This window comes from Streptomyces sp. NPDC050560, assembly GCF_044457285.1.
Lineage (GTDB): Bacteria > Actinomycetota > Actinomycetes > Streptomycetales > Streptomycetaceae > Streptomyces.
The window spans coordinates 386,792-399,172 of the sequence record NZ_JBITGT010000009.1 but is presented as its reverse complement, the minus strand read 5'-3'; the positions used below and the strand labels follow the sequence as shown (position 1 = coordinate 399,172).

The following is a 12,381-nucleotide window of genomic DNA, read 5'->3' as shown; positions in this document are numbered from 1 at the left end:
CAGCGTACGAACCCGAAGCCGTTTCGTATTGAACGAAACGGACTAAATCCGCCGCGACCGGGTCGCCGTCGCCCGGATATCGGACATATGTCGCCCGATTATCCGTACGACGGCCCCCGGACAGCCCGGCGCACCCGGCCCGGCACGACGGCCTCGCGCCCGGTCCCGTACGGCCCCTCCCAGGACCCGTGCGCCCTACCCCGTCGCCCCCCGCACCGCGGAGAAGGTGCAGGCGAACCTGGCGGGACCCGCGTCGAAGCGGTGCTGCGGGAGCACGCCGGGGCCGCAGGACGCGGTGCCGATGCCGTGGTGGCGGTGGTCGAGGTGGAGCCAGAGGGTGTCGCCCGCCACCAGGTCGGTCCTGTGCCTCGCGGCCTCCAGGTGCTCGGTGGTCCAGCGGCGCGCGGTCAGCCAGAACGCCGGCTCGCCCTCGATCCGCAGCCCGCCGCCGTCGGCGCCGGTCACCTCGGCCCAGCGCACCGACGCGCGCGCCCCGTTCTCCTGCGGCCGCACATAGGGCGTGTGCAGCTCCGACACCGCCGCCCCGTGCCGGGCCAGCCGGGCGGCGGCGCGGGTGTCGGGATACGCCTCGCCCGGGCCGCCGCCGAACCACTCGACGCGCACCAGCGCGGCCGGAAGACCGAGCCGCACCCCGAGCCTGGGCAGCGGCAGCTTCCACTCGCCCTCGGGCGTCACGTCCACGGTGAGTGTGGTCCGGCCGCCGTCCGCGGTCCACCGGTAGACGACCGCGAGGCCGCGCTGTACGGCCGCCGGTGCCACCCGGGCCCGTACCACCAGCGCGTCGTCGAGGACGGAGACCCGGTCGACGCGGTGGTGTGCCCGGTGCAGGCCCATGTGCCGCCACTGCGCGGCGACCCCGCCCGCGGCCTTCTCCGGCAGGCCGCCGTCGTTGTCGGTGGGCGCCCGCCACACGTCGAGCAGCGGCCCCTCGGCCGGGGTGCCGCACAGCGCCACAAGGCGCCCCGTCCGGTCGAAAGCCGCCGGGCCCAGGGTGATCAGGTCCGCCTCGACGACGGGCGCGGCGCCCCGCGCGGGCGCGGGCACCCGGCGCGCGGCGGTGGGGACCTGGCCCCAGGCCACCACGTGCCCCGGCTCGGCCCAGTCCGCCTTCGCCACCCGCGCGTACACCGTCCAGGAGCCCTCGCCCCCGGCGCCCGCGGGGACCGGGGGCAGGGTGACGACGGCGCTGTCGCCGGGGCCGAGCGGCGGCACCGTCAGCGGCCCGCCGGGCGTCTCGCCCGCCTCCGACTCGTGGACGCAGTCGAGGACGAGGTGCCCGAGGTCGGCGAAGTCGTGGAGGTTGGCCACCCGGGCGCGGCCCGGGCCCTCGGGGGTGATCCGTACCGGCTCGATCACCTTCTTGAACTCGGTGAGCCCGGGGGAGGGGGTGCGGTCGGGGAAGAGCAGCCCGTCGCAGACGAAGTTGCCGTCGTGCAGCTCCTCCCCGAAGTCGCCGCCGTACGCGTAGCCGAGGCCGGGGTGGGCGATGCCGTGGTCGATCCATTCCCAGACGAAGCCGCCCTGGCAGCGCTCGTACGTCTCGAACAGCCGCTGGTACTCGGTCAGTCCGCCGGGTCCGTTGCCCATGGCGTGGCCGTACTCGCACATGACGAACGGCAGCGTGGCGCGCCGCTCGGGGCCCTCGTCCTCGCGGCGGCCGATCAGCTCGACCTCGGCGTGCGAGGGGTACATCCGCGAGTAGACGTCGGTGTCGGCGCAGCTCCTGTCGCCCTCGTAGTGCAGCGGGCGGCCCGGGTCGCGCTCGCGCATCCAGCGGGCCATGGCGGTGAGGCCGCGCCCGGTGCCCGCCTCGTTGCCGAGCGACCAGAGGATGACGGAGGGGTGGTTCTTGTCGCGCTCCACCATGCGCTCGGCCCGGTCGAGCAGGGCGGGGGTGAAGCGGGGGTCGTCGACGGGGTTGCGCGCCCAGCCGTCGCGGCCGAAGCCGTGGGTCTCCACGTCGCACTCGTCGACGACCCAGAGGCCGAGTTCGTCGCAGAGCGCCAGGAAGGCGGGGTGCGGCGGGTAGTGGGAGGTCCTGACGGCGTTGATGTTGTGACGCTTCATCAGCAGCAGGTCCGCGCGCATGGTGGCGGCGTCCAGGGTCCTGCCGGTCTCGGGGTGGAACTCGTGCCGGTTGACGCCGCGCAGCAGGATGCGGCGGCCGTTGACCCGCAGCAGGCCGCCCTCGACGGCGACGGTGCGAAAGCCCAGACGCAGCGGCACCCGCTCGCCCGGGGTGACGAGTTCGCCGTCGTAGAGGTCCGGGGTCTCCGCGGTCCACGGCCGCACCGGCACGGTGACCGACTCGCCCGCGGCGATGTCGAGGCCGAGCCCCGGCACCAGCACCCGGGCGCCCGGCACCGTCGAGTCGACGCGCAGGGTGCCGGTGCCGTCGCGGTGGTCGTAGCCGGCGTGCACGAAAAAGTCGGCCGCGGCGCCGTCCGGGCGGTGGTGCAGCCCGACCTCGCGGAAGATCCCGGGCAGCCACCACTGGTCCTGGTCCTCCAGGTACGAGCCCGACGACCACTGGTGCACCCGTACCGCGAGCACATTGCCCTCGGGGCGCAGCAGGCCGCCGACCGCGAACTCGTGCGGCAGCCGCGACCCCTTGAACTCGCCGAGCGGGGTGCCGTTCAGCCACACCAGCGCGCAGGACTCCACGCCCTCGAAGCGCAGCACCGTCTCGCCGCCCGCGGGCCAGTCGGCGGGCAGGTCGAAGACCCTGAGGTGGTCGCCGGTCGGGTTCTCGTCGGGGACGTGCGGCGGGTCCACGGGGAAGGGGTAGTCGACGTTGGTGTACGCGGGCCTGCCGTACGCGCCGTCGCCCTGGAGGACCCAGTGCCCTGGCACGGCGATCTCGTCCCACCCCGAGGCGTCGTGGCCGGGGTCGGCGAAGGCGGTGTCGTGCGCGTCGGCGCGGTCCGCGAGGCGGAAGCGCCAGGCGCCGTCGAGGGGGAGCCGTGGCGCGTCGGAGCCCGGGTACCAGGAGCGCGGCGGCAGGGCGCCGGTGCCGGGGGAGAAGTCCTCGTGGCGGGGGACGGAGTCGCGGTCGGGGGCGGGCCGCGGGGCGGTTTCTGCCGCCGGGGAGGTGGGCGTGGCGGAGACGGTCATGGGCGGTCACACGTCCTTGCTGTCGGCGTTCCAGCGAGTCTCGGCGGCTGTTGAGTGTTGTGTGGTGTTGTTCACTATTGTTCTGTGCTGGGCCGCAAGACTCAATGGGACGTGGCGGCGGACACCCCACAGGGCGCACGCCGCGGGCCGCGCCGGGCTCCGCCGCACGCCGTGCCGGGCTCCGCCCCGGCCGTGGCCTGGCTCCGCCCGGCGCGCTCAGGCCCCGGACAGGACGCGCTCCACGAACGCGTTGCGGAACAGGCCCCCCGGGTCCATCTCCTTCGCCAGCGCCGCGAAGTCACCGAGACGCGGGTAGCGTTCGCCCAGCTCGGCCGCGTCCCTGGTGAACACCTTGCCCCAGTGCGGCCGCGCGCCCAGCGGGTCGAGGCGCTCTTCCAGCAGCGCCACCGCGGGCAGCACCGCCTCGGTGTCCGGCACCCAGGTGAAGTGCAGCGCCACGGTGTCCCTGCCGTACGCGGGGCTCAGCCACTGCCCGTCCGCCGCGACCGTGCGCACCTCGCAGATCTGGAGCACGGGGGCTATCCGCTCCCGCACCGCCGCAAGCTCCGACAGCGCGCGCCCCGCCTCGCCCCGCGGCAGCAGGAACTCCGACTGCAACTCGGCGCCGCTGCTCGGGGTGAACTCGGCCCTGAAGTGCGGAAGACGCTCGTGCCAGGGGCCCACGGAGCCGAGCTGCGGGGTGCAGTTCTCCGCGGGCATGCCCGGCACCGGGTGGCAGGGCTCCGTCGCCGCGGGGGCCCAGGGGAAGAACGGCTCGCGTTCGCCCGCCCGCTGCTTGAGCCACACCTGCCGGAAGCGCGGCTCGCGCCAGTCGGTGAACATGCTCACGCTGTACGCGGCCGAGGTCACCGCGTCGAAGTCGAGGTCGGCGAGCGCGAGACCGGTGAACACGGTCTGCCGCACCTCGTACGCGGGCTCCAGGTCGAGGGTGAGCGCCGTCACCACGCCGAGCGCGCCGAGCGACACCACCGCGCCGTCGAAGCGCGGGTCGCCGCGGCGCAGCGTCACCTCGGAGCCGTCGGCGGTGACGAGTTCCACGGCACGCACCGCCGCGGAGAGCGAGGCGTTGCCGTTCCCCGAGCCATGGGTGCCGGTGGCCACCGAGCCCGCCACCGAGATGTGCGGCAGCGACGCCATGTTGTGCAGCGCGAGCCCGTGCTCGTGCACCCGCCTTGCCAGCTCCGCGTACCGCACCCCGCCCGACACCCGCACTGTGCGCGCCGCCGTGTCCACCTCGACGGCGGGCGGCAGCCCGGTCAGGGACACCAGCACGCCGTCGGTGTCCGCGATCCGGTTGAACGAGTGCCCGCTGCCGAGCACCCGCACCCGCCGCGCCCCGCGCAGTACCGCCCGCAGCTCGTCGAGGGACCCGGGCGCGGCCGACCCGGCCGCGGAGAACACCACGTTTCCGGCCCAGTTACGCCGGTCACCACTCCCGCCCATGCGCACCCTTTCCTAGGAACGCCCCCATCATCCGCCACCCCGCCGCGCGCCCACGACCTGGGTGCCGTGCCCGCGGCGGGGCCCGCGGGGCCGCGGGGCGCGCGCGGGGCCGCGCGGGTGCCGGGCGCCGGTGGGCATACCGTGAGGGGGTGGACCGGGTCGTGTCCGACAGCCCCGACAGCGAGGAGAAGCGATGAGCACCACCGGCAGCCGTACGGCGCTGGTCGAGGAGCTGATGGAGCGGTTCCCTGGAGTGCCGAGGGAAGCCGTGATCAAGGAGGACCTGCTGCGCGGCGGCATGGCCTTCGACAGGTCGGCGCTGAGCGACAACGAGAGCGGCGAGGTCAAACCGAAGTCGTACTTCATCTTCTCCTTCGACCACGGCACCCTGCCGGAACTCGGCGAGGCCGCGCTGCGCCGCCCCCCGGAGGAGATCGTCCTCACCGGCGGCCCCTACGACCTGCGCAGGACCGTGGTGTCGGTGCGGGTGAACCCCAACTCGCCCTACCGGGTCGCGGCGGGCGACGACGGCATGCTCGGGCTCTACCTCGACGGCCGCCGCATCTCCGACGTCGGCGTCCCCCCGATGCCCGACTACTACCGGCACTCGCTCGCGGGCGGCAAGTCCGTGATGGAGGTGGCGCCCACCATCCAGTGGGGCTACCTGATCTACCTGACGGTCTTCCGGGTCTGCCAGTACTTCGGCGCCAAGGAGGAGTGCCAGTACTGCGACATCAACCACAACTGGCGCCAGCACAAGGCCGCGGGCCGCCCCTACACCGGGGTCAAGCCGGTCGAGGAGGTGCTGGAGGCGCTGGAGATCATCGACAGGTACGACACCGCGAAGGCGTCCACCGCCTACACCCTCACCGGCGGCGCCATCACCTCCCACATCGGCGGCAAGGACGAGGCCGAGTTCTACGGCCAGTACGCCCAGGCCATCGAGGAGCGCTTCCCGGGACGCTGGATCGGCAAGGTCGTCGCCCAGGCGCTCCCCAAGGCCGACGTCCAGCGCTTCAAGGACTACGGCGTGCAGATCTACCACCCCAACTTCGAGGTGTGGGACCGCCGCCTGTTCGAGCTGTACTGCCCCGGCAAGGAGCGCTACGTCGGCCGCGACGAGTGGCACCGCCGCATCCTCGACTCCGCCGACGTCTTCGGGCCGCGCAACGTCATCCCCAACTTCGTCGCGGGCGTCGAGATGGCCGCCCCGCACGGCTTCACCACCGTGGACGAGGCGATCGCCTCCACCACCGAGGGGCTGCGGTTCTTCATGTCGAAGGGCATCACCCCCCGCTTCACCACCTGGTGCCCCGAGCCCACGACCCCGCTCGGCAGGACCAACCCCGGTGGCGCGCCGCTCGAATACCACATCAGGCTGCTGCGGGCCTACCGCGACACCATGGACGAGTACGGCCTCTCGTCCCCGCCCGGATACGGCCCCCCGGGACCTGGCAACGCGGTCTTCTCGGTCAGCTCCTTCATGGACAGCCTGCCCGCGCAGGAGAGCGAGACGGCCGCCGCCGCGGGGTGAGCGCCCGCCGGACGGCGGGGCGGCGGGCACACGCCGCCGCCCCCGCCGCAGGGGGCAGGGAAAACCGCTGGCGGCGCCGCGGGGAGTGTGCGACCGTACGGAGACCGTGAGGCCGGGAGCGACTGCGGCCGTGAGCGATCAGGGAGGTGTTGACCGATGGCTGTCACCGCACTGGGTGCTGCCCGCATCCGCACGCCACGTTCCGTCAACTCTCCCGTGGTCCCCGGCTGACGCCGCCGCGCGCGGCGTCCCACGCCCTCTCCGGTGCCCCTGCGGCAGTCCCGCAGGCCCGTAGTCCCGCAGCCACGCCCGCGCCGCTCGCGCGGGCGCCCGGGGGCCACCCTTCCCGAAGGGTCACCCTTGTCTTCCTCGGCTTCCGCTGACTTCACCACCCCGCCACACCCCGCCGGTACGCCCGGCGACACCGCACCGCTCGTCCCCTACGGCTGGGACGAGGAGTGGGCCGCCGCGTTCGCCCCGCACGCCGGGCAGGGGCTGCTCCCCGGCCGGGTGCTGCGCGTCGACCGCGGCCAGTGCGACGTGGTCACCGCCACGGGCACCGTACGCGCCGACACCGAGTTCGTCGTCCCGCGCGACCCGATGCGGGTCGTGTGCACCGGCGACTGGTGCGCCGTGGACCCCGGCGGCGACCCCCGCTACGTCCGCACCCTGCTGCCGAGGCGCACCGCCATGGTGCGCTCCACCTCGTCCAAGCGCTCCGAGGGCCAGATCCTCGCGGCCAACGTCGACCACGTCATCGTGTGCGTCTCGCTCGCCGCCGAACTCGACCTCGGCAGGGTCGAGCGCTTCCTCACCCTGGCCTGGGAGTCGGGGGCCGCGCCCGTCGTGGCGCTGACCAAGTCCGACCTCGTACCCGAGCCCGCCACCCTCGCCCATCTCGTCGAGGACGTGGAGGGCGCGGCGCCGGGGGTGAGCGTGCTCACCGTCAGCGCCGCCCTGGGGGAGGGCACCGACGTCCTCGCCGCGATCGCCGCGGGCGGCACCAGCGTTCTCATCGGGCAGTCGGGCGCGGGGAAGTCCACCCTCGCGAACGCGCTCCACGGCGAGGACGCCATGGAGGTCCACGTGGTACGGGACGTGGACGGCAAGGGCCGGCACACCACGACCACCCGCAACCTGCTCGTGCTGCCCGGCGGCGGCGTCCTGATCGACACCCCGGGGCTGCGCGGCGTCGGCCTCTGGGACGCGGAGGGCGGCGTGGGCCAGGTCTTCGCGGAGATCGAGGAGCTGGCGGAGCGCTGCCGCTTCCAGGACTGCGCACACATCGCGGAGCCCGACTGCGCCGTACTGGCGGCCGCGGCGGACGGGACGCTGCCGCAGCGCCGCCTGGACAGCTACCGCAAGCTGCTCAGGGAGAACCAGTACATCGTCGCCAAGACCGACGCCCGGGTCAGGGCCGAGCTGCGCAGGGAGTGGAAGTCACGCGGCGCCCAGGGCCGCGCGGCCCAGGCCGCCAAGCGGGGGCGCCTGCGCTGAGCCGGCGCGCCCCCGCGGCGCGCCGTGCGACCCCTCGCCCCGCCCTCAGGGGCGAGGGGATTGCGCCAAATTTCTGTGGTGTTCATGGCGAGGCGGAACACGCCGGTCACCCCCGGGGGCGGCGGGCTCACCCCGGGGGAGCGGCGGGGCTCACCCCGCGATCACCACGCCGAGCCAGGCCGCGGCGACCAGCAGACAGGAGAACAGCTCGGCGAAGACGCCCCAGCCGCCCGCACGCATCGCCGCGCGCACCGCGGCGACCGCCTGCCCGTGCCCGCCGAGCCGCAGCCGCTCCGCGACGTAGATCCCGCCCATGAACCCGAACGGCGCCCCGACCAGCGGCGGCACACAGAAACCCACCAGGGTCCCGAGACCCGCGCTCACCGAGAGCCGTCTGTCGAGCGCCCCGTCGCGCAGCCGCCGCGAGGGGAGCTGCCAGCGCACCGCCTGCGCCGCGAGCAGCAGCACCGTCGCGCCGCCCAGCAGGCCCCAGGCGACGCCCCTGGGCTCCTGGAGGGCCCACCAGGCCACCGCCGCCCACACGAGCCATGCGCCCGGCACGCCCGGTACGAGCACTCCCGTCAGGCCCAGCAGCAGCACCACCCCGACCAGCAGGAGGTCCGGCACTCCCATCTGACCAGCGTGCCCCACCCGGCGCCGCCCCGCAGTCGGGGCGGCCCCCGGGCGGCCTCAGGCGCCGTCGCGTGCGATCCAGCCGCGCTCGTACGCGTGCCAGCCGAGCTGGAGCCTGGTCGTGACCCCGGCGAGGTCCATCAGGTGCTTCACCCGACGCTGCACGGTCCGCAGCCCCAGGTCGAGCTGCTTGGCGACGCTCGCGTCGGTCAGGCCCGCGAGCAGCAGCGAGAGGATCGCCAGGTCGGTGCCGTCCGGACCGGCGGGGCGCAGGGCCCCGGGCTCGCCGCCCGCGCCGAGGCGCAGCGGCAGCGCCTGGCGCCACACGGCCTCGAAGAGCGCGGTGAGCGTGGCGAGCAGCCCGCCCGCGTGCACCACGAGCGCCGCGGGGCCGCCGCCCGGCGCGCCGAGCGGCACCATCGCGAGCGCGCCGTCCGCCACCACCAGATCGGCGGGCAGCGCGTCCGCGACCCGCACCCGCCAGGACCCGGCAGGCCCCCAGGACTCCGCGGGGGAGGCCAGCGCCGCCCGCTCCACCACCACCCGCCAGCCGGCCCCCGCCGCGCCCGGCGCCCCCGCGGTCTCCCGTACCGGACTTCCCAGCGCCGCCGCCATCGGGGGGCGCCCCGTGACCAGCGCGCAGACCTCGTGGGCCGCGCCCCGCCGCAACTGAAGCAGCCGCTGGTCCACCGCGCGCGCCCCCGTGACCACCTCCACCGGCTCCTGCGGGGTGGGCTCCGCCGCCCTGCTGCGGTACTCCTCGGCGAGCACGGCCGCGGTCATCTCGGCCTGTTCGAGGTCGTGCCGCTGCTTGGTGAGCAGCGCGCCCAGCGCCACCCGGGGCGGCGCGGCCACCCAGCGCTCCGGGCGGTCCGAGGAGCGAGCGGCGAGGCCCTGGTGCTCAAGGCGGCGCAGCGCGCGCTCCGTGTCGTACTCGCCGAGCGTCAGCCGCCGCGCGAGATCCCGTACGTCGGCCGCGCCGACCGTCACCAGGGCGCGGTACGCCGATTCGTGTACCTCGTCCAGACCTATCGCACCGAGCATCCGGCGACGTCCCTCCCCGAGAATCCGTCGTGCGGCGCCGCCAGGGCCTCTCGTCCGGACCATGGTGGGCTCGCGAGCCCAGGTGCCGCCGGGGAGCCGCGGCGCGAACCCGCCCCGGTCACATCATCCCCGCACCACCCGTGGTCACGGCAAGGCGGCGCCGGGTGCACGTGCTGCGCGGGCGGCGCTGAACCGGCCGGTCCGCTTCCCTCCCTGTGGCCCGCGTGGACGTCCACGGGGGATCTCCACCAGAATGGAAGCGGCAGGCTCTCGGCCGGTGCCGCCGCCGCTGCGGCGGTGCACCATGGCCGCAGGACGTGCACAGTGGCATCGCGGCGTATTGCCACGGCTTGTGATCCGGTCCCGCGGCTGGACCGGATCACATCGGCGACCGCCGGGCGGCTCTCCCGTGGGGGGTGGGGTCGCCCGGCGGTCTCGCGTCGGTCCCTATTTGCCGACGCCCGGTTTCCGGCCGCCCCGCGCGGTGGAGAATTGGCCTCATGAGCCATCAGGGGGACCGGCAGGGACAGGACGACGACTGGTGGGGGCAGTTGTACGACGGCTCGGCGGGCGACACGGGCCCGACCGCCACCGAGGACACCGTCGACGACCGCTACGCCGAGGCACCGACCGCCGCCCCGCCGCCCGGGGGCGACGACGGCTGGGACGACGACATGTTCCCCTGGTCCACGGACGGCGCCCCGCCGACCGCCTGGACGGCAACCGTCCAACTCCCTTCCCAGGAGCCGCCTGTCCGCCGCGGCGGGGAGGGGGACGCGGCGGAACGCCTTGCGGCGGAGCGCGCGGAGGCCGAGCGAACGGCCCGGGAGGAGCGCGAGGCCGCCGAGCGCGCGGAGGAGCGGCGCCGGGCGGAGGCGGAACGCGTCGCTGCCGAGCAGGCGGAGGCGGAGCGCGCTGCGGCAGAACGTGCCGAGGCCGAGCGAATAGCCGCCGAGCGGGCGGAAGCCGAGCGTGTGGCGGAGGAGCAGCGGCAGGCCGCAGAACGTGCCGAGGCCGAGCGAGCAGCCGCCGAGCGGGCGGAAGCCGAGCGCTTGGCGGAAGAGCGGCGTAGGGCTGCTGAGCGGGCGGAGGCCGAGCGAATAGCCGCGGAGCGTGCGGAGGCGGAACGCCAGGCCGAGGAGCAGCGCCAGGCCGAGGAGCAACGGCGGGCCGCGGAGCAGGCCGAGGCGGAGCGGATAGCCGCCGAACGGGCGGAAGCCGAACGCATGGCCGTGGAGCAGGCGGAAGCGGAACGCCTTGCTGCCGAGCGGGCCGAGGCCGAGCGAATAGCCGCCGAGCAGGCCGAGGCCGAGCGGCGGGCCGCCAGTGGGGCCGAGGCTGCTCGGGCCGCCGCCGAGCGGGCCCGTGCCGAGGGGCGGGCGCCGGTGGACGGGGCGCCGCCCTGGTTCGCCGACGGCACCTCGCCCGCCTCGCCCCCCGCATCCGGCGCGCCAGGCGAAGAGCCCGAGCGCCCCAGCGCCTCCGAGCCGACCCCGCCGCCCGCCGCGGCGCCCTGGTTTCCGCCGACCCGCCCCGGGCTCCCGCCGCGGGCCCCGGACGCCGTGTCCGAGGTCCCCGCGCCCACGCCCCCGGCCGTACCGGACGAGGCACCCGCGCCCCCCGCCCCCGTACCGCATGAGGACCCCGCGCCCCCGGAGGACGAGTCCGCCTCGGGGCCGCCGCGTCAGCCCTGGTACGAGCCGCGTGGGAAGGGGGAGCCCGGGCCCTGGTTCCGGCCCCGCGACGCCGGGGCGAACGGAGAAGACGCGGGAAACGGAGCAAGCGCAGAAAGCGGGGAAGAGGCGGAGGGGGCGGGCCCGGCGGTCCCCGCGGGCGGCGAGGCGCCATGGTTCGCGCCACGGCCCGCCGCGCCCGCACCCGCCCCAGAGCCGGCACCCGCCCCAGAGCCCAGGCCCGCACCGGAGCCCGACCCCACCCCGGAGCCCACGCCCACCCCGGCACCCACGCCCCCCGCCGCGCACCGGCCGACCGTCTCGGTCCCGGTGTCGCCGCCGCTGCGCAAGGAGCCGCCGGGGCCCTCGGTCGCGGGCCCCGCCGCGCCCACCCCGGAGCGCTCCACGCCCGCCCCCGCCGCGAGCCCCCCGGCGCCGTCCGGTGGCCACGGCGGCCCTGGCACGCTGCCGCCCGCCGACCCCGAACGGCTCGGGGACACCGTCCCCGACACCGTGCTCGACGGCGCCCGCTGCGGCTGCGCCGTCCTGCGCGCGGCCTCGCTGCGCGGCACCGAGTCCAGGCGGCTCGGGGAGGCCCGCGGCGAGGCGATGCTCACCGTGCGCTTCGGCAGCGGCGACGGCGCCCTCGTCCTGGTGGCGATGGCCACCGGCACCCGCCCCGCGCCCGGGGTGCACCACGCCGCGGCCGAGGCGTGCGAGCGCATCGGCGCCGCCGTGGGCCGGGTGCACGCCAGGCTCGCCGAGGACGTCAGGGCGGGCCGCCGCGGCGGCCTGAAGTCGGGCCTCGGCCGACTCACCGACCGTACCGTCGGCAAGCTCAGGACCCGCGCCGCGGAACTCGGCGTCGCGCCCGCCGACTACGTGTCCTCGCTGCGCTGCCTGCTGCTGCCCGCCGACCCCGCATGCCGCACCCGGATCTTCTTCGGCGCCGGGCCCGGCGGCCTCTTCCTGCTGCGGGACGGCCGCTGGCACGACATCGAGCCCCGCCCGGCCGAGCAGCCGCCGCCCCCGCCGCCCGACACCCCGGGCGCCGACCGGCTCACCGTCGACTTCGGCATCAGCACCCCGCCGAGCCCCTACGAGCTGGCCGCCGAGCCGCCGAGGCCGCCGTTCCTCTTCCACGCCGCGGCGGCGGAACCCGGCGACACGCTGCTGGTCTGCACCCGGGGCCTGGCCGCCCCGCTGCGGGGCGCCGCCACGCTGGCCGGGCACCTCGCCACCCGCTGGGGCGCCGCAGAGCCACCCGGCCTCGGCGCCTTCCTCGCCGACCTGGAGACCCCCGCGCCCGGCCATGCGGACGGCGGTGAGGACCGCACCGCCGCCGCCGTCTGGGAGGCGCGGGAGGGGCGGCTGTGACTTGATGGTGGGAAGGCGCGCGGC

The 12,381-nt window shown here is 75.9% G+C and carries 7 protein-coding genes; 3 read left to right on the top strand and 4 right to left on the bottom strand.

Annotated features, from left to right (window positions below; translation table 11 throughout):
• Positions 1 to 195: 195 nt before the first annotated feature.
• The gene (locus ACIBIW_RS23010) at positions 196 to 3,135 is read right to left on the bottom strand and encodes a glycoside hydrolase family 2 TIM barrel-domain containing protein (protein WP_399338847.1); all 2,940 of its coding nucleotides are present in this window, start codon (positions 3,133 to 3,135) and stop codon (positions 196 to 198) included.
• 216 nt (positions 3,136 to 3,351) lie between these two features.
• Complete coding sequence (locus ACIBIW_RS23005; RefSeq protein WP_399338846.1) at positions 3,352 to 4,599, bottom strand: FAD-binding protein; 1,248 nt, start codon at positions 4,597 to 4,599, stop codon at positions 3,352 to 3,354.
• A gap of 193 nt (positions 4,600 to 4,792) precedes the next feature.
• Between ACIBIW_RS23005 and ACIBIW_RS23000 the strand changes: the two genes are divergently transcribed.
• Entirely contained in the window at positions 4,793 to 6,133 is a 1,341-nt protein-coding gene (locus ACIBIW_RS23000) for a radical SAM protein (protein ID WP_399338845.1), read from the top strand.
• A 360-nt stretch (positions 6,134 to 6,493) separates the two neighbouring features.
• Positions 6,494 to 7,630 (top strand): ribosome small subunit-dependent GTPase A, encoded by a 1,137-nt coding sequence (gene rsgA, locus ACIBIW_RS22995; protein WP_399338844.1) that lies wholly within the window; start codon positions 6,494 to 6,496, stop codon positions 7,628 to 7,630.
• 150 nt (positions 7,631 to 7,780) lie between these two features.
• Here the strand turns inward: rsgA and ACIBIW_RS22990 are convergent, their stop codons facing one another.
• Both ACIBIW_RS22990 and ACIBIW_RS22985 read right to left on the bottom strand, forming a co-directional pair.
• On the bottom strand, positions 7,781 to 8,263 hold the full coding sequence (locus tag ACIBIW_RS22990) for a DUF456 domain-containing protein (RefSeq protein ID WP_399338843.1): 483 nt from the start codon (positions 8,261 to 8,263) through the stop codon (positions 7,781 to 7,783).
• Between the two features lie 57 nt (positions 8,264 to 8,320).
• A complete protein-coding gene (locus ACIBIW_RS22985) occupies positions 8,321 to 9,307 on the bottom strand; it encodes a helix-turn-helix domain-containing protein (protein WP_399338841.1) in 987 nt (328 codons plus the stop codon).
• 500 nt (positions 9,308 to 9,807) lie between these two features.
• Between ACIBIW_RS22985 and ACIBIW_RS22980 the strand changes: the two genes are divergently transcribed.
• Positions 9,808 to 12,357, top strand: a complete 2,550-nt coding sequence (locus tag ACIBIW_RS22980; RefSeq protein ID WP_399338840.1) for a hypothetical protein — start codon at positions 9,808 to 9,810, stop codon at positions 12,355 to 12,357.
• The last annotated feature ends 24 nt before the right edge of the window (positions 12,358 to 12,381 follow it).